General features: G+C 63.9%; 23 protein-coding genes. 9 read left to right on the top strand and 14 right to left on the bottom strand.

Going from position 1 to position 18,383, the window contains the following annotated elements; genetic code table 11:
* Positions 1-7 precede the first annotated feature (7 nt).
* Entirely contained in the window at positions 8-868 is an 861-nt protein-coding gene (locus AC1DUN_RS15350; protein ID WP_477714702.1) for an enoyl-CoA hydratase-related protein, read from the bottom strand.
* A gap of 14 nt (positions 869-882) precedes the next feature.
* The gene (locus AC1DUN_RS15355; protein WP_477714703.1) at positions 883-1,215 is read right to left on the bottom strand and encodes a hypothetical protein; all 333 of its coding nucleotides are present in this window, start codon (positions 1,213-1,215) and stop codon (positions 883-885) included.
* 207 nt (positions 1,216-1,422) lie between these two features.
* On the opposite strand from AC1DUN_RS15355, the gene AC1DUN_RS15360 reads away from it, so the two are divergent.
* Genes AC1DUN_RS15360 through AC1DUN_RS15370 form a run of 3 tightly spaced genes read left to right on the top strand, consistent with a single transcriptional unit; the run spans position 1,423 to position 2,946 of the window.
* A complete protein-coding gene (locus AC1DUN_RS15360; RefSeq protein WP_477714704.1) occupies positions 1,423-2,016 on the top strand; it encodes a TetR/AcrR family transcriptional regulator in 594 nt (197 codons plus the stop codon).
* A gap of 23 nt (positions 2,017-2,039) precedes the next feature.
* A complete protein-coding gene (locus AC1DUN_RS15365) occupies positions 2,040-2,333 on the top strand; it encodes a YciI family protein (protein ID WP_477661217.1) in 294 nt (97 codons plus the stop codon).
* Position 2,334: 1 nt separating this feature from the next.
* Positions 2,335-2,946: a DNA-3-methyladenine glycosylase I gene (locus AC1DUN_RS15370; protein ID WP_477714705.1), complete on the top strand. Its 612-nt coding sequence runs from the start codon at positions 2,335-2,337 to the stop codon at positions 2,944-2,946.
* Positions 2,947-3,002: 56 nt separating this feature from the next.
* Here AC1DUN_RS15370 and AC1DUN_RS15375 read toward each other — a convergent pair whose 3' ends face one another.
* The 8 genes from AC1DUN_RS15375 to AC1DUN_RS15410 form a co-directional block, all read right to left on the bottom strand.
* A complete protein-coding gene (locus AC1DUN_RS15375; RefSeq protein ID WP_477714706.1) occupies positions 3,003-4,310 on the bottom strand; it encodes an aminotransferase class V-fold PLP-dependent enzyme in 1,308 nt (435 codons plus the stop codon).
* 118 nt (positions 4,311-4,428) lie between these two features.
* On the bottom strand, positions 4,429-5,112 hold the full coding sequence (locus tag AC1DUN_RS15380) for a cupredoxin domain-containing protein (RefSeq protein ID WP_477714707.1): 684 nt from the start codon (positions 5,110-5,112) through the stop codon (positions 4,429-4,431).
* Positions 5,113-5,127: 15 nt separating this feature from the next.
* Positions 5,128-5,505 carry a DUF6632 domain-containing protein gene (locus AC1DUN_RS15385; protein WP_477714708.1) on the bottom strand — a complete coding sequence of 126 codons (378 nt, stop codon included), beginning with the start codon at positions 5,503-5,505 and terminating at the stop codon, positions 5,128-5,130.
* A gap of 107 nt (positions 5,506-5,612) precedes the next feature.
* Positions 5,613-6,083 (bottom strand): tetratricopeptide repeat protein, encoded by a 471-nt coding sequence (locus tag AC1DUN_RS15390; RefSeq protein WP_477714709.1) that lies wholly within the window; start codon positions 6,081-6,083, stop codon positions 5,613-5,615.
* Positions 6,084-6,195: 112 nt separating this feature from the next.
* The gene (locus AC1DUN_RS15395; protein WP_477714710.1) at positions 6,196-7,035 is read right to left on the bottom strand and encodes a PhzF family phenazine biosynthesis protein; all 840 of its coding nucleotides are present in this window, start codon (positions 7,033-7,035) and stop codon (positions 6,196-6,198) included.
* A 152-nt stretch (positions 7,036-7,187) separates the two neighbouring features.
* Entirely contained in the window at positions 7,188-7,952 is a 765-nt protein-coding gene (locus tag AC1DUN_RS15400) for an alpha/beta hydrolase (protein ID WP_477714711.1), read from the bottom strand.
* Between the two features lie 25 nt (positions 7,953-7,977).
* Positions 7,978-8,721, bottom strand: a complete 744-nt coding sequence (locus AC1DUN_RS15405) for an anti-sigma factor (protein WP_477714712.1) — start codon at positions 8,719-8,721, stop codon at positions 7,978-7,980.
* The gene (locus AC1DUN_RS15410) at positions 8,718-9,329 is read right to left on the bottom strand and encodes an RNA polymerase sigma factor (RefSeq protein ID WP_477714713.1); all 612 of its coding nucleotides are present in this window, start codon (positions 9,327-9,329) and stop codon (positions 8,718-8,720) included. The genes AC1DUN_RS15405 and AC1DUN_RS15410 overlap by 4 nt, the downstream gene beginning before the upstream one ends.
* 235 nt (positions 9,330-9,564) lie before the next feature.
* On the opposite strand from AC1DUN_RS15410, the gene AC1DUN_RS15415 reads away from it, so the two are divergent.
* Both AC1DUN_RS15415 and AC1DUN_RS15420 read left to right on the top strand, forming a co-directional pair.
* Positions 9,565-10,146: a DUF3455 domain-containing protein gene (locus tag AC1DUN_RS15415; protein WP_477714714.1), complete on the top strand. Its 582-nt coding sequence runs from the start codon at positions 9,565-9,567 to the stop codon at positions 10,144-10,146.
* Between the two features lie 12 nt (positions 10,147-10,158).
* Positions 10,159-10,752 carry a hypothetical protein gene (locus AC1DUN_RS15420; protein ID WP_477714715.1) on the top strand — a complete coding sequence of 198 codons (594 nt, stop codon included), beginning with the start codon at positions 10,159-10,161 and terminating at the stop codon, positions 10,750-10,752.
* Between the two features lie 8 nt (positions 10,753-10,760).
* Here the strand turns inward: AC1DUN_RS15420 and AC1DUN_RS15425 are convergent, their stop codons facing one another.
* The 3 genes from AC1DUN_RS15425 to AC1DUN_RS15435 are packed head-to-tail and all read right to left on the bottom strand — an operon-like array spanning position 10,761 to position 12,827.
* Entirely contained in the window at positions 10,761-11,429 is a 669-nt protein-coding gene (locus AC1DUN_RS15425) for a cupredoxin domain-containing protein (protein ID WP_477714716.1), read from the bottom strand.
* Positions 11,426-11,887, bottom strand: coding sequence for a group I truncated hemoglobin (locus AC1DUN_RS15430; RefSeq protein ID WP_477714717.1), 462 nt, complete (start codon positions 11,885-11,887; stop codon positions 11,426-11,428). The genes AC1DUN_RS15425 and AC1DUN_RS15430 overlap by 4 nt, the downstream gene beginning before the upstream one ends.
* Positions 11,888-11,915: 28 nt before the next feature.
* Positions 11,916-12,827 (bottom strand): DUF3034 family protein, encoded by a 912-nt coding sequence (locus AC1DUN_RS15435; RefSeq protein ID WP_477714718.1) that lies wholly within the window; start codon positions 12,825-12,827, stop codon positions 11,916-11,918.
* An 836-nt stretch (positions 12,828-13,663) separates the two neighbouring features.
* On the opposite strand from AC1DUN_RS15435, the gene AC1DUN_RS15440 reads away from it, so the two are divergent.
* The 3 genes from AC1DUN_RS15440 to AC1DUN_RS15450 all read left to right on the top strand — a co-directional run bounded on the left by AC1DUN_RS15440 (position 13,664) and on the right by AC1DUN_RS15450 (position 15,912).
* Positions 13,664-14,125 carry a DUF1569 domain-containing protein gene (locus AC1DUN_RS15440; RefSeq protein WP_477714719.1) on the top strand — a complete coding sequence of 154 codons (462 nt, stop codon included), beginning with the start codon at positions 13,664-13,666 and terminating at the stop codon, positions 14,123-14,125.
* Positions 14,126-14,337: 212 nt separating this feature from the next.
* Positions 14,338-14,790, top strand: a complete 453-nt coding sequence (locus AC1DUN_RS15445) for a GNAT family N-acetyltransferase (protein ID WP_477714720.1) — start codon at positions 14,338-14,340, stop codon at positions 14,788-14,790.
* A gap of 120 nt (positions 14,791-14,910) precedes the next feature.
* Positions 14,911-15,912 (top strand): phosphotransferase enzyme family protein, encoded by a 1,002-nt coding sequence (locus AC1DUN_RS15450; protein ID WP_477714721.1) that lies wholly within the window; start codon positions 14,911-14,913, stop codon positions 15,910-15,912.
* Positions 15,913-15,917: 5 nt separating this feature from the next.
* On the opposite strand, the gene AC1DUN_RS15455 is transcribed toward AC1DUN_RS15450, so the two are convergent.
* Positions 15,918-17,099, bottom strand: coding sequence for a Y-family DNA polymerase (locus AC1DUN_RS15455; protein WP_477714924.1), 1,182 nt, complete (start codon positions 17,097-17,099; stop codon positions 15,918-15,920).
* 300 nt (positions 17,100-17,399) lie between these two features.
* Here AC1DUN_RS15455 and AC1DUN_RS15460 point away from each other — a divergent pair, with 300 nt between their 5' ends.
* A complete protein-coding gene (locus AC1DUN_RS15460; protein ID WP_477714722.1) occupies positions 17,400-18,302 on the top strand; it encodes a c-type cytochrome in 903 nt (300 codons plus the stop codon).
* The last annotated feature ends 81 nt before the right edge of the window (positions 18,303-18,383 follow it).

Raw genomic sequence — 18,383 nt, forward strand, 5'->3', positions numbered from 1 at the left:
CTTGCGTTTACTGCCCGAACTCGCTGAAGTTTTTCAGCGGCGTCAACCCCGGGAACTGCCCCGCGCGCTTTTCCTTCATGGCCGTCACGGATTCGCGCACATGCGCGTTGCTCCAGATCGCGCCCTGCAGCCAGCCCATCTGTTTGAGCGCGTCGTCCACCGAGTGGTCGCGCGCATAGTGCACGGCCTGCTTGGTACCCCAGACGGCCACCGGCGGCTTGGCGGCGATTTCGTTCGCGCACTGCATGGCGGCGGCCAGCATGGCTTCGCTGGACTCAAACACCTCGTTGACCAGGCCATAGCCCAGCGCCCTGGCGGCGGGCAGGCGGCGCCCGGTGTAGGCCAGCTCCTTGACGACGGCCAGCGGCAGCAGCTTGGGCAGGCGCTGCAAGGTGCCCACGTCGGCCACCATGCCGATGTTGATTTCCTGGATGCAGAAAAACGCGTCGGCCGTGGCGTAGCGCAGGCAGCAGGCCGTCACCATGTCGACCGCGCCGCCTATGCAGCCACCCTGGATGGCCGCGATCACCGGGATGCGCAGGCTCTCGAGCTTGCTGAAGGTGGCTTGCATGCCGGCAAGCAGGTCGAAGATGGCGGCACGGCCTTCGGGGCTGCTGTCGTCCAGGGCGATCTCGCTGCCGAAGGTCTCCAGCGCCATGCCCGCGCTGAAATGTTTGCCGGTGCTCGAGATCACCAATACACGCGCCTCGCCGCTTTGGTGGATATGCGTGAGCGCCGCGTCCAGCTCGCGCCAGAACAGCGGATGCATGGTGTTCATCGCCTCGGGGCGGTTGAGCACCAGGTGGGCGATGTGATGGCTGGTGTTGAGGGTGAAGCAGGTCAGGGAGGGTGGGGTAGGAGCATTCATCCCACCACTCTAGTTCAGACGACCAATTCCAGCCAGTCACACCTGAGACGCCGCGCAAGGTGCGCGCGCGCCCTGGCATACACATACAGCCGCGGCGCCAGCAGGCCCAGCACACACAGCGGGTAAGCCCAGGCCGCCTCAAAGGCATAAGCCGGCAGCCAGCCCGTCCAGCCCATAAGCCAGGCGGTCAGCACCGCTTCCCAGATCTGGCATTCAAGGGGGTGCGCCCCCCGCTGCGCCTCGCGCCAGTCCTTGACACGCTGCAGCTGGGCCAGCGTGATGTGATGCCAGTACAGCGACCGGGCCGATGTTGAAGACGGGTTGGAAGGGTCAGAGGGATCAAACATAAAGCCTCCGTGCGAGGCTTCAATGTAAGTTTCGTGAAAGCTTCTGTCAACGGCCGAACCCCGGCGAGTTAGTCCAAACGCCGGACTTCGGCATCAAGAACGACTATCCGGCCCGCGATGAATACGCCGGGATTCTGCCGATCTGCAATTGACGAATTAGGATGACCGTCCTAGAATTTCGCGAAATTCAGATTCATTGCCTTATTCATGGCCACACCGACCCGCGACAGCATCGTCCAAGCTGCAGACACCTTGTTCTATGAGCAAGGGTTCGAACACACATCCTTCTCGAACATTGCGGATGCCGTGAAGATTTCGCGGGGCAACTTCTACCATCACTTCAAGACCAAGGATGAAATCCTGGCGGCAGTTATTACCGAGCGGCTCAAGCGCACGCGCGCGATGCTGGCGCAATGGGAGGCCGATGGCAAAAACGCGCAAGACCGCATCCAGCTCTTCGTTACCCTGCTGATACGCAATCAGTCCAAGATCATGCGCCATGGTTGTCCAGTGGGCACCCTATGCATGGAACTGGCAAAGCTCGGGCATCCGGGGCAAGGTGACGCTGATGCCATCCTGGATATCTTCCGGGTGTGGCTGCGAGGCCAGTTCCAGGAAATGGGCCGCGGCAAAGACGCGGATGCCCTTGCTCTGCATCTCCTGGCGCGCAGCCAGGGTGTGGCTGTGCTGGCGCAGTCTCTGCACGACGAAGACTTCGTGCGGCATGAGGTGGACCTCACGACAGCCTGGGTCCGGTCTTGTGCCACCGCAAAAAAGGCCGTCTCAAGCGGTTCGCGCTAGTCATCACTTCAAGAGGGTTGTTCATGTTCTGTATTTTTCTCAGGTTTTCAAGCAACAAGGGCCAGGCGGCGCAGCACATGGCGGAGCACAAGCGCTGGATAGGCCAAGGGTTCGACGATGAGGTCTTTCTTGCGACGGGTAGCCTCGCAGGCAACCAAGGTGGCATGGTTCTAGCGCACAACACCACACGCGAAGCGCTGCAAGCGCGTGTGGCGCTCGATCCCTTTGTGGCGGAAAACGTGGTCGAGGCCGAAATTGCGGAAATAGCCCTCAACAGGACCGACGAACGTCTGCAGTTCCTGCTGGGTCACGCTTGACATGGATGCGATCTTTCCAGGGCCCGATGGACAGCCACGTTGCCGTTGGTGTGCCGCCGCCCCGGAGTTCCTCCATTACCACGATACTGAATGGGGCTTTCCGGTCACCGATGACCTGCGCCTGTTCGAGAAGCTGTGCCTGGAGGGCTTCCAGTCAGGCCTGAGCTGGCGCACCATTCTCGCCAAGCGCGAGAATTTCCGAGCGGCCTTCCTGAACTTTGACTACCGGCGTGTTGCTCGCTTTGATGAACGTGATGTCAAGCGATTGCTCGCCGACAGCGGAATCGTGCGTCATCGCGGGAAGATCGAGGCAGTGATTCACAACGCCCGCATGGCCGAGGCGTTGGTGGATCGCGAAGGCTCGCTGGCGTCTTTTTTCTGGAGCCGCGAGCCGAAGGCCACGCAGCTTGCGGAGCCGCAAACTATTTCGACTTCGGCGGCATCACATGCATTGTCCAAAGAGTTGAAAAAACTGGGCTGGAAGTTCGTGGGGCCGACTACCGTATACGCCTTCATGCAAGCCGTGGGGCTGATCAACGACCACGCGAAGGAATGTGTCACGCGAACCCAGGTAAAGCGAGCGCGCCGGGCGCTCCTATTGCCCACTCAATGAATTGAGCGCACACCGGCATCTCGCAATTCAAGGGGGGCAGTTCCCGGCAAGCCGGCTCAGGCGGTGCCCAAGGCCTTCAAGGCCGAGACCAGTCGGTCCAGGTCGGCCTCGGTGGTGTAGAGCGCCGGCGACACGCGTATGCAAGGCCCCCTGGCCACGCCGGTGCGGCGCACCGTCAGCACGCCATAGCTGTCGCGCAGCTGCGCCACCAGCGCCTTGTAGTCGTCCGGCGTGCTCCTGCCGGCCAGGCGGAAGGAGGTGATGCCGGCGGCCATGCCGGGCTGGTCCGGCGTCAGGATGTCCACGCCCTTGAATTCACGGGCGCGGGCTACCCAGTAGTCGCGCAGGTAGCGCAGGCGCAGCTCCTTGGCCTTGGGGCCGATTTCCGCATGCAGGGCCAACGCCCGCGGCAGGGTCAGCAAGGCCGCGAAATTGGAGGTGCCGCTGTGCACCCGCGAGCGGATGTCGTCGGCCGGCCAGTCCTCGTCGGCCATCGCGCGGTCTATGTCGGTCAGGCGCCCCTTGGCGATGTACATAAAACCCAGGCCGACGGGCGCGCCTATCCATTTGTGCAGGTTGAAGCCGACAAAGTCCACGCCGAGGTCGGCCACCTTGAAGTCGATCTGCCCCCAGGAATGCGCGGCGTCCAGCACCACGTCCACGCCGCGGGCTTTGGCCATGGCGGCGATCTCGGCCACCGGCATCACCAGCCCGGTGCGGTGGCTCACATGCGTGAGCAGCAGCAGCCTGGTTTTTGGGTTGCTCGCCAGGGCTTCCCGATAGGCCTGCAGCACGGCTTCGCGCGTGGCGGGTTCGGGGATGTTGAACTTCACCACGTTTACGCCGCGCCTGTCCTTGAGCCAGTTCATCGCGTACTGCATGGAGTCGTAGTCCAGGTCGCTAAACAGCACGCTGTCGCCGGGGCTGAGCTTGTTGTAGCCGCCTATCAGCAGCTGCAGGGCTTCGGTGGCACCGCGCGTGAAGGCGATTTCGCCGGGGGCGGCACCCACGGCGGCGGCCAGCAGCTTGCGGGCCTCGCCCGCATCGCCGTCGAACTGCGAACGCGCGTAGTAGGAGTTCTCGCGGTTCACCATGTCGGTCTTGGCCTGGTACTCGCTGCGCACCGGATCGGCCATGATGCCCCAGTAGCCGTTTTCCAGGTTCACCGTTTTGGGCGTCACGGTGTAGAGCGAACGCACGGCGGCCCAGTAGCCGCGGTCGGTGGCGATGGCCTGCGCCTCGCCCGCGGGCAGGGGCGGCAGGCTGCGGGCGGCGGCTGGGGTTGAGGTTTGGGCCTTGACGGCGGTGATCGAGGCGGTGGCCATGAGGCCCATGACAAAACCGCGGCGATTGGCATGCAGCATGAGACGTATCCTTGCGAGTGAGTGATGTCCGGGGTTTTTATCCGCCGGACATGTCAGGCATATGTCGTCATGGCTGCGGCCTGTTGGCCGGCAGGGGGCGGGTGTGCGCCCGCTTCCCTCAGATCCGGCGGCGGCGCGGCACCACGCTGAGCTGCAAGGTGAGCTTGCCCGGCGAGGCCGTCACGGTATGTGCTTGCGGTGCGATGTCTATCAGCTGGTCGGCATGCCAGACCCTGATTTGCGCCGCGCCTTCGGGCAATTGCTCGATTTGCGCCACGCCCTCGGCATTCGTCAGCACGGCCCAGGGCGAATCGCTCACATACACATGGCCGCGCATGGAGCCATGGATGTGGCAGCCCAGCAGCACGGCGCCGGCCTTGCTGAAAGTGGCATCGGCGGTTTTGGCCGGCTTGCCTTCGGGTTTGCCGTCCAGGCGCAGCTCAAAGCCTTCGCCCGCTGCCGTATTAAATTGCGCCGCACCGGCGGCCGAGGCGCGCACATGGTGTTCCCAGGGATCGTTGTTGACGAACTGGGCCTTGGCGCCTACGCCCACCACGCTGACGGCCGGCACAAAGCGCATTTTTTCCTGGTAAATCGTCACCTGCTCGGGCAGGGGCTTGGGCGGCGCGCCGGTTTTGGCCGAGGGCACAACCACCACAACCGCATCGGGCGCCGGTTTGCCTTCCTTGTCGAGCACCAGGACGGAGAGGCTTGCGGCGCCGGCCCCCGCGGAAAAAGCCAGGCCGGCCAGCAACAAGAGGGTGGATGCCAGCATCCGCGATGAAGAAGAAGCGTGTGTCATGGAATTTCTTTCGTCTCAGGCTTGGCGAGGTGTCAATACGGCCAGCACGGCGGCCACCACAAACAGCGCCAGCACATCGCCCCAAAGGTGGCCCATGGTGTGCTGGCCGCTGAAGGACTGCACCGCCATGATCCCGCTGTGCACGATGCTGGACCAGACGGTAAACCAGATCAGGCTCAGGTGGGCCAGCGGGTTGCGCGACGCCAGCAGCAGGAAGACGCCCAGCGTCGCGTAGAGGCCGAGGATCATCTCCAGGTAGTAGGAGTGCCCCTCGGCATGCCAGGACCAGCCCGAAGGCCAGACCATGGTCAGCGGCCACAGCGCGAAGATAAAGGTCAGCCCCATCAGCAGCAGCGCGATGCGCAGGTATTTGAGGCGGTTGGCGTCGGTCATGGTTTTTCTCTTTCGAATCAGCTCAGGCCGCGCATGTCAAACCGCTGGCAAAACCTCCCGGCGGCACGGCGGCGCCGGAAGGGGTTCGGGTGCTTCTTGGGCTCTTCTTATTTGGCGGCCGGCTTGTACTCGGCCACGGCCTTGGCCAGGTCGCGGGTTTCTTCGCAGTTGGCGCAGATGGCCTGCAGCTTGGCCAACTGGGCGTCGGCCTGGGCCTTCTGGTTGGTCTTGAGGTAGGCGATGCCCGAGTATTCGAGCGCGCCCTTGTGGTTGGGGTCCAGTGCCAGGGCCTTGCCGTAGGCGGCAAAAGCCTCGTCGTACTTGCCCAGCCAGCGGTTGGAATAACCGAGGTAGTTGTAGGCGTCGGCGTTTTTCGGGTTCTTGGCCACGACCTTGTTGAAGCTGCTCACGGCTTCGGACCAGTTCTTGGCGTCTATGGCCTTTTTGCCGGCTGCGAAGTCGTCGATCTGCGCGTTCTGCACCGGCGTGGTCTGGATATCGGCTGCGACGGCAGCGCCGGCCAGGGCCAGGGCGACAACGGGCAGGGCAATGAAGTTGCGGATGGAAAAAGCGTTCATGTCGGGCTCCTTGAAGTGTGGGTCAATGGGATGCGCTGCAAATCAGCACCTTATACAAACGACGTGACAGGGAAATTGGATGCAGGGAAACTCGTATTTATTTGTAATGGGCTTAAGCCAGCTCGTGCATGATGCGCGCCGTCCCGGAAACCTTGATCGAGGCTCCCGGGGCAGGCGGAATCTGGGCATGCAAGCGCGAACGCATACCCATGTCCTCACCCTGCACGATGTCGATCGCGCCTCCGTGCGGCCAATCCAGGTCACGCAGGTAACCCGCAAAAGCGGCGGTGGCCGCGCCTGTCGCCGGGTCTTCGTACACACCGCCCGACGCAAAGGGGTTGCGCGTGTGAAAAAGCCGGGGCGTTTCCGCGTAAGCCAGGAGGATGGTCACCAAACCCGCCTTGTTCATCAGTTCGCGGCCCGCGTTCAGCTTGTATTGCATGGCCGCCAGCTTTTCGCGGCTGTTCAGGGTCAACACCAAGTGATCCGCGCCACCATGGGCCAATGCCGGCGCAATGCGCGGGTCCAGGTCGGGCGGCCCGTAGCCGAACAGCTCCAGGGTGGCCTGCACCAGCGCTTCCGGCGCAGCCTGGCTGCGCGTGGGCGGCGATTGCAGCGCGGCGGCAATGGTGTCTCCGTTGCGCCTGCCTTCAACCGTGATGTCGGCCTTGTTCAGGCTCAGGGCAAACACGCCATCGCCGTGTTGAAGGGCCAGCGCCGCGCCCAGGGCAATCGTTGCGTGGCCGCAGAAAGGCACTTCGGATTCCGGCGAGAAGTAGCGCGCCCGCCAGCCGGCGCCTGCCGGGACGGCAAAAACCGTTTCCGAAAAACCCACTTCCGCGGCGATCCGCTGCATTTCCGCGTCGGCAGGAAAGAAGCCGGTGATCATCACGCCGGCGGGGTTGCCGCCTGTGCTTCCATCAGAAAACGCAGCGATCTTCAAAACATTCATTTTTTCTTTCCCTTTTCTCTTCCATTTGATAGACGGAGGTGGTCCCCTCCCTTGAACGCCGGCTCAAAGCGCCTGTTGCCAATGAAGGCCACATGGCAGTATGCGCGGACCAAATAAAAAGTGCAGCATCCTTGGCCGGCTGGACGCGGCGCTCACAGCATCGATTGAAACAAGGGCAAGTACTGCGGGTGCTGCGAAACCGTGTTGTGCGAGGTCCCAGGCAGCACCTTGAGCGCGGCCGTCCCCTTCTTGAACTGCGCATACAGCTTTTCGGTGCTGGCCGCCGGGATGACCTCGTCCTGCCCCGCCGCAATCAGCAGCGTGGGCGCCGTGACCTGGGGCGCGTATTTCCAGGATTCAAACTTGTCGACCAGCAGCCAGGAGATGGGAAACCAGGGAAAACGCTGCGCGGCCAGTTCCTGGATGCTGTTGTAAGGCGTCACCAGGATCAGGCGCGACACCGGCCGCTGGCTGGCGACCCAGACGGCCACGCCTGAACCCAAACTCCTGCCCACCACGGTGATCTCCGAATGGGTTTTGCCGACGTGGTCGAACAAGGCCAGGGCATCGCTTTGCAGCGCCGCCTCGCTGGGGCTTCCGCTGCTGCCGCCGTAGCCGCGGTAATGAAGCAGGTAAATGGAATGGCCCGGAAACGCCTGCGCGAAAGACGGCAGGTTGGCCGAAACGTCTTCGGCATTGCCGCCGAAGTAGACGATGGCCTTGGGCCCGGTGCTTTGCCGCGCGGTGAGCACCAGTTCCGCATCCTTGACCTGGAGCTGCTGCGTCGTGGCCGGGCCGCCCCAGGATTTGGGCTGGGGGAAATAAATCAGCGAGCGTTGGTAGATAAACAGCGCCGCGCACAGGGCCAGGTAGGCCAGCAGCAGGACCGCCACAAAAACCGTCACCGCGCGCGCCATGGGTGGGGGTGTTGGCCGCGGAGGCTCACCACAGCTTGGCGCAGTTGCCGCTGAAGACCACGGTCTCGCCGGGTTTGGCCGGGTTGGCGTCCGCCTCCAGCGTCACCACCAGCTTGCCGACCTTGGACAGCAGTTTTTCCGAGGTATCGGGCAGTATGGACACCGCCGAACCGCTGGTCGGCACCGCGCCCAGCGAGAAGGCCGGGCCGTTGGCCGGCACGGCCCACAGCACCAGCTTGCCGCTGGCGGGCGCTGTGATGGGGCCTATGACCTTGACCGTCATGGTCTTGCCGTGGCGCAGCGAGCTGACCAGCAGCTTGCCATTGCCCTGGGCGTCGGTCAGCAGGCCCACATAGCTCTGCGGCAGCTTTTCGCCCGAACGCATGGCAAGCTGGTCGCTGGACATGAACAGGGTGGGCATGGCCATAAAAAATACGCTGGCCGCGACCACACCGGCCGCCAGGCCGCCAACACCAAAGCCCGCAGGCTTGAGCCAGCCCAGCCAGGAGGTTTTGCCCTGCGGCGCCTGCCGCGCGCCCGCAGGCTGCGTGCGCGCCGCGATCGCGGCCCACACCCGGGGCGAGGGCTTGTGCGCCGGCACCGACAGGGCCAGCTGGCCCAGGCGCGCCTCCCACTGTGTGACGCGCACACGCACGTCGATGCGGTCGCGCTGCAGGCGTTCAAAGCGGCGGCGCGCACCGCCGGCCAGCGTGCCCAGCACATAGGCCGATGCCAGGTGTTCGAGCAATTCGGGGTTGGTGTATCTCATGACGCCACCACCCCCTGCGCGGCCAGGCAGCCCTTGAGTTTTTCCAGGCCGCGCCGTATCCAGGCTTTCACCGAACCCAGCGGCGCGCCCATTTGCGCGGCGACCTCGGTATGCGACAGGCCCTGGTAATAGGCCAGCGCCAGGCTTTGCCGGTGGCTACCCTCGAGCGCGTTCATGCAGCCTTCTATATGCAGGGCCTCGGTGGCCTGCTCCAGCAGCTGCATGGCGCTGGGGGCTGGCGCGGCACTGCTTTCAATGGCTTCCTCGTCCAGTTCGCCCGATTCGGGCAGTTCGCTTTCCTTGCGGCGCGCGCGTGCCCGGAAGGCGTCCAGCGCCTTGTTGCGAACGATGGCGATCAGCCACGTCATGGGTTGAATGGGTTGGCCGTCCACCTCGCTTCGGTAGCCGGCCGCGCTTTTCCAGATACTCACATACGCCTCTTGCAGCACATCCTCGGCCGCCTGTCCTTGTCCCAATATACGAACGGCGACGCCAAACAGATGCGTGTGGGTGCGTTCATAGATATCGGCAAAGCAGGCGTGGTCGCCTTGTGCCGCGCCGGCGATCAGGGTTTGCAGGCTGCGGGTGTCCGTGTCGGCCAATTTCATGCGGCTGAGTATAGGGAGTTCCGCCTGGGCGGCAAACGCGAGCGGAAATGGACATTTTTTGCGGGAAAACGCATCCGATTTGCGCCGGCCGGCGTTTGTCCCCGGTAGGCCGGACGCCGCGCCGGCCCACACCCCTTCCGCCCGTGGGGTTGTTGGGGCATTTTTACCCGTCATTTTTCTTTTCTTTAACCCGGAGACCTGTCAATATGGGCAGGACTCCTTCCAGGAGATCGCCATGACATCGATTGCAACTGCTGTCGCCCAACCCAGGCTCCATGCGGGCCTTGTGGCCGCCGCCCTGTGCGCGGGCCTCTTGAGCGCCTGCGTCAGCGGCCCGGCCGCACAGGCCTACGCCGGCAAGCCGGCGCCCGCCACGCTCAAGCCGGCCGACAACGAGCAGGCGGCCTTCACCTGGCATGCGGTGGGCTCGCAAATCTACGAATGCCGCGCCAGCGACAAGGGCGGCTGGGCCTGGGTGTTTGTCGCGCCCGAAGCGGACCTCTTTAACCAGAAGGACGAAAAAGTCGGCACGCATGGCGCCGGCCCGCACTGGGCGGCCCTGGATGGCAGCAAGACCGTGGGCACGGTGAAGGCCAGGGCCGACGGCGAACGCCCCGCCGACATCCCGCTGCTTTTGCTGACGGCCAAATCCGCCGGCATGCCCGGCAAGATGGCTGCCGTCACCAGCGTGCAGCGCCTGAACACCGAGGGCGGCAATGCACCGGCCAGGGGCTGCGCCACGCAGGCCGACGCCGGCAAACGCGTCAAGGAAGGCTATACCGCCGACTACGTGTTCTTTGCCGCCAAAAACCCCTGAAGCGAGGGCAGCATGTCCGTGCTCAAGAACCTCTTTAGCGCCAGTAAAAGCCCCAAGCCCGGGGCCGCGGGGCCTGAAACAGGCCCGGTCAAGATGAACCTTGACGAGCGCATGGAGTTCAGGCGCGAGCTGCTGTACGAAGCCATACGGGTGACCATGCAGGCCCACGGGATCCTGTCGGCCAGCTACAAATTCCGCGTGGTGCGCAATGACAAGCGGGGCCACCAGTACATGGTGCTGGTGGACCTGTCCACCGACTTCCTGGACAGCCGGGAAGGCGCGCCCGCCCGGCTGGCCGAGGTGGGTGCGGCCATCGCCAAAAATGCCGTCGCGCGCTACAACCTGCTGGTCAGCGGCGTGTACTGGCAGGTCAATGAACAGATCCAGGGCTTCTCGGCCAGCCGTCCCGCCGTGCTCCGCACGGGCCAGGACGCGGGCGATTCGCGGCCGCCGGTGCGGCGCCATGAGCGCGCCACCGCGGAAGAGCTCGCCGCCTTTGAGGCTGCCTGGGAGAAGGGCCGGGCCATGCAAATTGGCGACCGGGTTTATTCATCCGACCTGGCGCCGCTGGAGCCGGACTCCCAGAAGGACGACAGCCAGCGTTAAGGGGGGCTTCAGGGCCTGCGCCGCCGCGGCACCACCGTGAGCTGCATGACATTTTTGGCCTGCACCGTGCCCACCGTCACCTGCTGCGGCGCGATGTCTATCAGCTGGTCGGCCTGCCAGACCTTCACCTGGGCCGTGCCCTCGGGCAGGTCCTCGAAGGTGGCAATGCCTTCCGCGCTGGTCTTGCCGGCCCAGGGCGATTCGCTGGCATAGATGTAGCCACGCATGGAGCCGTGGATAAAACAGCCCAGCAAGGTCGCGCCCAGCGCGCCGGCCTTGTCCAGCGTCACCTCGCCGGACCTGGCGGGCTTGCCCTCGGTTTTGCCTTCCAGGCGCAGCTCGAAGCCGGCATTCGCCGCGTTGAACTGGCCCATGCCCGCGGGTGAGCTGCGCACATGGTGGTCCCAGGGGTCGTTGTTGACGAATTGCAGCTTCGCGCCCACGGGCAGCACCGTCACCGCCGGGATGAACTGCATTTTTTCCTGGCTGATGGTGGCTTGCGGCGGCAGCGGGTTTTTGGGTTTGGCGTTTTTGTTGGCCGGCGTCACCACCACTACCGCGTCCTGCACCGGCTTGCCCTCCTTGTCGAGCACCGACACCACCAGGGTGCCGGCCTGCGCCGCCGCACTGAGCGCCAGCAATGCAGCAAAGCTGATGGCGTGTAGACGCGCGTTCATGGCTTGGCCGCGCTTTCCACCGGCGTGATGATGTCGCGGTTCATGGGCGCCAGCAGCGCCAGCATTTCGTTCTGTTTGCGAAACGGAATGCCTTTGGCGTCCATGCTTTGCTGCAGCACCTCGACCAGCGCATGGAAGTCGGATTTTTTGATGTCCAGATTGGCGTGCGCGCTTTTCATGTCCGCGCCCTTGTAGACGCAGGGGCCGCCGCTCAGCGCGCAAAGCTGCTCCACCAGCTGCTCCTTCACGCGCTGCTGGTTGGCCGGCTGGAAGTGCGGCCCTGTGCGCGGGTCGGCCAGCAGGCGGACCATGAAGTCGTCCATCAGCGCGACCAGGCCGGGCTTTTCACCAAAGGCTTTGTAGAGCTGGTCGCCAGGGGCGGCGGTTTGCGCCAGCGCGGCGCCGGATGACAGCAGGCTGCCGGCCGCAAGCGCCAGGCAGATCAGGGTTTTGTTCATGACGTGTCCTTCAATGGTGGGGAGGGATTTAGAAAGCCACTTGAGCCGAGAGGTAATAACCGGTCTGCTTGCGGCTGCCGCTGGTGGCGGGCACGATCACGCCCAGGTCCACATAGGCCAGCGTCAGCGAGAGGTTTTTGCTGGGCGCCCAGGCAATAAAGATGTCCTTCCAGTCTTCCGAGCGCAAGCCGTTGCCCAGGCCCGCTGCACGGCCTGCGCTCTCGAGCTTGTTGCGCATGAAGCGGTATTCCGCGCCGACGGCGACGTTCTTGCTCAGCAGCCAGGCGACTGAAAATTCCGGCTGCAGGCTGTAGCGGTTTTCATTGCCGCCCAAGGTCGCGCCGTAGCCCAGCAGTCCGTTCTGGTTGGCCTTGGTCGCGCGCAACGTACCGTTGAGCAGCAGGCTCTGGCCCAGGAAAAGTTTGGTGGCGCTCACATACACATCCACGCCCGAGCGTTTGGCCCCCAGCGCGGCCAGCGTGCCGTCCAGCCCGGTCGAGCCCAGCTTCTTGTACTGCACGCCCACCGCCACCTGCGGCATCAGCGTGTCGCTGTCGAGCACCGCATCGCCCAGCACGCGCAGCTTGGCGCCCACGATGGTCTGCTTCAAATGCAGCCCGGGCAGGCCCAGCGCCACGCCGGTATCCCGCGTGTTGAAGTCCTGCCGCGCGATGGAAAACTCATAGCGATCATGGATGCCGACCGCCGCGCCGTAGATGTGCAGGCCGTAGTCGCGCGTACCAACATGGGTCAGATAGGCCGAGCCGCCCGTCTCCCCCGCCGTGGCATTGCTGCCGATGACAGCCCAGGGCGTCAACCCGCCGCCGGCCGCGCCTTCAATGCTGCTGACACCGCCGGTCAGGAGCAATTTGCCCGTATCGGCGTGGGCGGCCGCGGCCATGAGCAGACCGGTGAGGAGGGGGTAAAAGGCTTTTTGCATGGTGGGGGCTTGGGTTTGTTGGGTTTTGTTGAATACGGGCGGGGAGGTGAGGTGGATTCAGGTTTTTTTCTGTTTTGTTCTAACGGAGTGGGTTTTGCTTAGTTCTGCTGGCCGGGTCTCGCCCCGGCGGGCGACTTACTTTCTTTTGCTTCGCCAAAAGAACGTAAGCAAAGAAAAGGCGACCCGCAGTCTGGGTCCCCTACGCTTCGCTACGGGGCAACCTGTGGTGCTCGAGCCAAGCGGGGTCTGGCTAAACTCGCTGCGTTTCACTCCGCTCAGACAACGCCAGCCCTTATCCGCTTGTCTCTGCGCTCCTCGGCCCAGCCAGGACGGGGCAATCGGGAACCAAATACCGAAAGACAAAGAAGACAAATACAAACAAGGACACGCCATGGCGTGTCCTTGTGGTTTTCGGTATTGGTATTTTTGTCCCCACCCCTTGTGGATGCGCCGAGGAGCACAGGGCCAGACGGATCAGGGCAAAAACTTGTTTGAGCCGCAGGCGAGTTGTTTTTGACCCCGTCTGGACCGAGCACCGCAGGCTGCCCGTAGCGAAGCGAAGGGACGCAGGAACCAGGGTCGCCTTTTCTTTTGCTTACTTTGCTTTTGGCGAAGCAAAAGAAAAGTGAGTTGCCGCCGGGCAACCCCCGGCCAGCCGCTCTAAGCAAGAGCACAGAGGAGATTAAAGAGAGGGAAAGAGCGCACCCGCCGGCGCAAGACCCGGCAACCAGTCACCTGGGGAACACGCAGCCGCCCCCTCGACTGCTAGCATTCCGGCCATGAACCGCCGCCACTTCCTAGCCGCCACCGCACTGGCTTTAACCGGAGACTTTGTAATGGCCGACCTCCCCAAAGTAGGCTCACTCGATGACGCCCTGCGCTGGCTGGACAGCCTGGACAAGGCGGCCGGCGTCAAAACCACGGGCCAATGGCCCATGGTCTCGGTGCTGGAGCACATGGCGCAAAGCGTGGAAATGAGCCTGGACGGCTTTCCGCAGCCCAAAAGCGTTTTTTTCCAGAACACCGCCGGCGCGGCGGCGTTTGCGTTTTTTAAATGGCGCGGGCAGATGAGCCACAGCCTCAGCGAGCCGATCCCCGGCGCGCCAGCCCTTCACCATGAAGGCGACTGGCATCCCGCATCGGCCCGGCTGCGTGCCGCGATTGAGCGCTTCACGCGCCACCAGGGCCCGCTCAAGCCGCACTTTGCTTATGGCGCGCTCGGCAAGGCCGACTTCGCTATGGCCCACGCGTTTCACATTGCCAACCACCAGGATGAAATCGTGGTGGTGGCGCGCTGACAGGGTCCTTGACGGGGGCTGAGATATCTTCGTTGGATTGAGGCATGCGGGCAGCCTACGCCCGCTTCAGGCCCAAAGCGCTGGCAGAATGCCTGTCATCCCATCGGCGACTGCAGGCCAACAGGGGATCTTCAGCGCGGTCACTCCACCATTGACATCAACCTCTCTTTGCCGCGATGCACATCCAGGAAGCGCACCCCTCAGATGCACCCATGATTGCCTCCGTCCTGCAGGACGCCGCCCGCTGGCTCGCCGACGGTGGTAGGGCACTTTGGTCAGGAGCCGATATTGGCCACGAACGTGTCCTGCAGGACACAAGCGCAGGGCTCTTCCACGTCGCCCGTGACGGCGAGCAGGTGGTTGGCGTCATGAAGTTCGAGTTGGAGGACACCTATTTTTGGCCCGAGATCCTGCCGGGCACCTCTGCCTTCATTCACAAGCTCGCCATTCGTCGAGCGTGGGCAAAGAAAGGGGTCTCGATTGAGCTCCTGACGTATGCCCGGGCTCGCGCCCAACAGCTCGAGCGCGCCTATCTTCGGCTGGACTGCGTCGCGGACCGGCAAGGGCTACGCAAGCTCTATGAGGACTTCGGCTTCACGCTGCACAGCGTCGTTCAGAAAGGGGCCACCTCATTTGCGAGATACGAAATTCCGGCGGCTAAATAGCGACAACCTGCTTTGGGCCCTTGCGGCTTGAGCCAGGATGGCGGCATCAGGCCGGAAGCCGCCGTTCAAGCCTGCGCGCCGTTGCGCCATAATCGCGCCCTTCTTTCTTGCGGGACAAACATGCAACTGGAAATCGCGCAATCGACGCCAACGGCAAGCAGCATCGCCGCCCTTGTGCAGGCCCGCTATGGACTCGGCGCAGTCGTCGAGAGCGAGTTCCTGCGGCGAAGTTTCAATCAGGTCTATCGACTGGGGTTTGCCAGCGGGCGGCGCGTTGTGGCGCGTCTGTCTGCTGAGCGGCCGCGGGGTGGTCCGAACGTGTTGTTCGAAGCCGCGGCACTGGCGCACTGGGCCCACGTCGGCTGCCGGGTCTCCCGCTGCGTGACAACGGCGACCGGTGAGGTCGCCATACAGGTGCCGCTGCCGGAAGGCGCCCGGATGCTGATGCTCTTCGAATATCTGGATGGAGAATTCACGGGTGAAGCAGCCGCTGACGTGCAGGCCTTCGCGCACGGATTGGCCGCCTTGCACCAAGGAGGCGATAGCTACCAGGGGCCGGGGAGCGCTTATGTGCTTGACCTGAACTACCTTCTCCTCAGGCCGCTGGAGGGACTGCTGCGCGCGCCGACCATGACCGGCGAATTGCGCCCGCAATTCGAGAAGCTGGGCTTGCGGTTACACGATGAAATCCTGGCCATGGGTGAATTGAGTCGCGTGCTATGCCATGGCGACGCACATGGTCAGAACAACTTCGTCACGACCGACACTGAAGGGCAGCGCCAGGCCATATTCTTCGATTTCGACGAGGCGGGCCCGGGCTATCTGGCGTATGAGCTTGCTGTCTACCCATGGAACCTGTACCCGCGCGTGCCTGACGGTGAGGTGAGCGGCAAGGTGGAAATGCAGTGGAAAAATTTCATCTCCGCCTACCGGGACAGACGCCCGGTCCCGGATGCCGACCTTGCCGCCATCGCACGCTTCATGGCGGTGCGGCAATTCTGGTTGCTCGGAGAGTACGCGGGCCGAGTACCGGTTTGGGGTTCCCAAGCCATGACGACCGGCCAACTCCACCGACAGGTCGAATTGCTACGCCAATGGGAGGCGTTGCAGTTGCCAGCTTAGCGACGTCAGAACAGCTGGTCGGTGCTGTTCGGTTCGGCGCGCTCCGGATCTTTTTTCTCGTCGGCAAGCGGCACCTCACCGGCCCGGGCCAGCGTGGCGGCGCGCACGCCCAGCAGGCGCAGCTTTTTTTCCAGCGGCACGCGCTTGAGGCACTGGCCGGCCAGGCGCCGGATTGTGGCACCGTCGTCGGTGTAGCTGTCAGCGGTCTGGTCGCGCGTGGCGATCTTGAAGTCGTCGTAGCGCAGCTTGATGCCTATGGTCTTGGCGACGTAGCCCTTGCGCTGCAGGTCTTCGCCCAGCCGCAGGCACAGGTCGGTGAAGATGGCGCCCAGCTCGGCCTTGTTGCGCACCGCGTGCAGGTCGCGGTCGAAGGTGGTTTCGCGGCTCATGCTGACGGGCTCGCTTTCAGTGACGACCGGCCTGTCGTCGCGGCCCCAGGCGGCTTCGTGCATCCAGGCGCCCGTGGCCTTGCCGAAGTTGTCGACCAGCCAGCCCGGGTCCTGCGCGGCGAGTTCGCCAATCGTGTGGACGTGCAGCTTGGCGAGCTTCTCGCCGGCCTTGGGGCCTATGCCGTTGATCTTGCGCACATGCAGCGGCCAGATTTTTTCCTGCAGGTCGGATTCATAAACAATGGAAATCCCGTTGGGCTTGTTGAACTCGCTGGCCATCTTGGCCAGCAGCTTGTTGGGCGCCACGCCGACTGAGCAGGTCAGGCCGGTCTTCTCAAAAATCGCCTTCTGGATCAGCCGCGCCAGCACGCGCCCGCCCTCGCGCTGGCCGCCGGGTACCTCGGTGAAGTCGATATACACCTCATCCACGCCGCGGTCCTGCATCAGCGGCGCGATCTCGGTGATGGTGCTCTTGAAGAGCTGGGAGTATTTGCGGATTTCCGAAAAATCCACCGGCAGCACAATCGCCTGCGGGCAGAGCTTGGCGGCTTTCATCATGCCCATGGCCGAACCCACGCCGAACTGCCGCGCCGCATAGGTGGCTGTGGTGATCACGCCGCGGCCTACATAGTCCTTGAGCAGCGGAAAACTTTCCACCGGGATAAAACGCAGCGGGCGCTCGCCCTGCGCGGCGCGAAGCTCCTCGTCGACCTTGCGCCAGCCGCCGCCTATGACCACCGGCAGGCCCTTGAGCTGCGGGTAGCGCAGCAGCTCGACGGACGCAAAAAAAGCGTCCATGTCGAGGTGGGCAATGCGGCGAATCTTGGCGGCAGGGGAAGGGGACGGGTCGCTCACCCGGCAAGCATAGCAATTCGGGCTGGCCGGCACCGCCGGCTCGACACGATTCGGCCCTATTTGGGCCGCCCAGCCGCAAGGCTGGTGCACCCCTGGCGACAGCAACAAGCGCGGCTGCAGGCAAATATTTCCGCTGTTATTTCCTTAGACGACTTCTAAAATCCCGCCTTTGCCCAGAACAGCGCAAGCGTACCCATGAAGCGACCCAGCCTGCACCCCACAACAAGACCCGGAAAAAACGCGATGAAACGATGGATTAAATGGAGCGCCGGTATTGCCGGCGCCGTGGTGCTGTTGCTGGCCGGCACGGCCGTGGTTGGAAGCCAGATGGCTGACAGCAAAAGTCAGCGCCAGGTCAAGGTGGCCGTGCAGCCCGTGGCCATCGCCGCCACGGCCCAGGCGCTGGAGCGCGGCGCCTACCTGTACAACTCGCGCGGTTGCGCCGACTGCCACGGCGCCAACGGCGCGGGCCGCGAATTCATGAACGACGGCAAGGGCATGCGCCTGGCCGGCCCCAACATTACCCCGGGTGAAGGCAATGTGGTGGCGCGCTATACACCCGAAGACTGGGTGCGCACCGTGCGCCACGGCGTCAAGCCCGACGGCCGGCCGGTTTTCATCATGCCCAGCGAAGACTACAACCGCCTGACCGACGAAGACCTGGGCGCGCTGGTCGCCTACGTCAAGGCCATGCCGCCCAAGGTGGGCGCCGCCGCCGTGCTGGACCTGCCCCTGCCGGTGCGCGTGCTCTATGCCTTTGATGTCGTCAAGGACGCCGCGCAAAAAATCGACCACACGCTGCCGCCCGCCAAGCCGATTGCCGAAGGCGTGACCGCGGCCCACGGCGCTTACGTTGCCAATATGTGCATAGGCTGCCACGGCGCGGGCCTGGCCGGCGGCAAGATCCCCGGCGCCCCGCCCGACTGGGCGCCCGCCGCCAACCTGACGCCCGGCGAGGGCAGCGCCATGCCGCGCTACAAGGACGCCGGTGCCTTTGTCGCGATGCTGCGCAGCGGAAAACGCCCTGACGGCACCGCCATCAGCGTCATGCCCTTCGAGTCGCTGCGCGCGCTCAACGACGTCGACGCGCAGGCGCTGTATGCCTATCTGCAGACGGTGCCGGCAAAGCCATTCGGGCAGCGCTAGCAACGGCATACTTTTCCGCAAGCCAGGTTTCACGGCGTACTTACCCCTGAGCCTGCAGGCTTTTGCCATCTCTTGATGGCG

It is taken from the genome of Polaromonas sp. P4_F6 (assembly GCF_056401275.1).

Coding starts and splice junctions, on each gene's coding strand:
- AC1DUN_RS15350 (WP_477714702.1), bottom strand. CDS start 868: ATGAATGCTCCTACCCCACCCTCCCTGACCTGCTTCACCCTCAACACC.
- AC1DUN_RS15355 (WP_477714703.1), bottom strand. CDS start 1,215: ATGTTTGATCCCTCTGACCCTTCCAACCCGTCTTCAACATCGGCCCGG.
- AC1DUN_RS15360 (WP_477714704.1), top strand. CDS start 1,423: ATGGCCACACCGACCCGCGACAGCATCGTCCAAGCTGCAGACACCTTG.
- AC1DUN_RS15365 (WP_477661217.1), top strand. CDS start 2,040: ATGTTCTGTATTTTTCTCAGGTTTTCAAGCAACAAGGGCCAGGCGGCG.
- AC1DUN_RS15370 (WP_477714705.1), top strand. CDS start 2,335: ATGGATGCGATCTTTCCAGGGCCCGATGGACAGCCACGTTGCCGTTGG.
- AC1DUN_RS15375 (WP_477714706.1), bottom strand. CDS start 4,310: ATGCTGCATGCCAATCGCCGCGGTTTTGTCATGGGCCTCATGGCCACC.
- AC1DUN_RS15380 (WP_477714707.1), bottom strand. CDS start 5,112: ATGACACACGCTTCTTCTTCATCGCGGATGCTGGCATCCACCCTCTTG.
- AC1DUN_RS15385 (WP_477714708.1), bottom strand. CDS start 5,505: ATGACCGACGCCAACCGCCTCAAATACCTGCGCATCGCGCTGCTGCTG.
- AC1DUN_RS15390 (WP_477714709.1), bottom strand. CDS start 6,083: ATGAACGCTTTTTCCATCCGCAACTTCATTGCCCTGCCCGTTGTCGCC.
- AC1DUN_RS15395 (WP_477714710.1), bottom strand. CDS start 7,035: ATGAATGTTTTGAAGATCGCTGCGTTTTCTGATGGAAGCACAGGCGGC.
- AC1DUN_RS15400 (WP_477714711.1), bottom strand. CDS start 7,952: ATGGCGCGCGCGGTGACGGTTTTTGTGGCGGTCCTGCTGCTGGCCTAC.
- AC1DUN_RS15405 (WP_477714712.1), bottom strand. CDS start 8,721: ATGAGATACACCAACCCCGAATTGCTCGAACACCTGGCATCGGCCTAT.
- AC1DUN_RS15410 (WP_477714713.1), bottom strand. CDS start 9,329: ATGAAATTGGCCGACACGGACACCCGCAGCCTGCAAACCCTGATCGCC.
- AC1DUN_RS15415 (WP_477714714.1), top strand. CDS start 9,565: ATGACATCGATTGCAACTGCTGTCGCCCAACCCAGGCTCCATGCGGGC.
- AC1DUN_RS15420 (WP_477714715.1), top strand. CDS start 10,159: ATGTCCGTGCTCAAGAACCTCTTTAGCGCCAGTAAAAGCCCCAAGCCC.
- AC1DUN_RS15425 (WP_477714716.1), bottom strand. CDS start 11,429: ATGAACGCGCGTCTACACGCCATCAGCTTTGCTGCATTGCTGGCGCTC.
- AC1DUN_RS15430 (WP_477714717.1), bottom strand. CDS start 11,887: ATGAACAAAACCCTGATCTGCCTGGCGCTTGCGGCCGGCAGCCTGCTG.
- AC1DUN_RS15435 (WP_477714718.1), bottom strand. CDS start 12,827: ATGCAAAAAGCCTTTTACCCCCTCCTCACCGGTCTGCTCATGGCCGCG.
- AC1DUN_RS15440 (WP_477714719.1), top strand. CDS start 13,664: ATGGCCGACCTCCCCAAAGTAGGCTCACTCGATGACGCCCTGCGCTGG.
- AC1DUN_RS15445 (WP_477714720.1), top strand. CDS start 14,338: ATGATTGCCTCCGTCCTGCAGGACGCCGCCCGCTGGCTCGCCGACGGT.
- AC1DUN_RS15450 (WP_477714721.1), top strand. CDS start 14,911: ATGCAACTGGAAATCGCGCAATCGACGCCAACGGCAAGCAGCATCGCC.
- AC1DUN_RS15455 (WP_477714924.1), bottom strand. CDS start 17,099: ATGGACGCTTTTTTTGCGTCCGTCGAGCTGCTGCGCTACCCGCAGCTC.
- AC1DUN_RS15460 (WP_477714722.1), top strand. CDS start 17,400: ATGAAACGATGGATTAAATGGAGCGCCGGTATTGCCGGCGCCGTGGTG.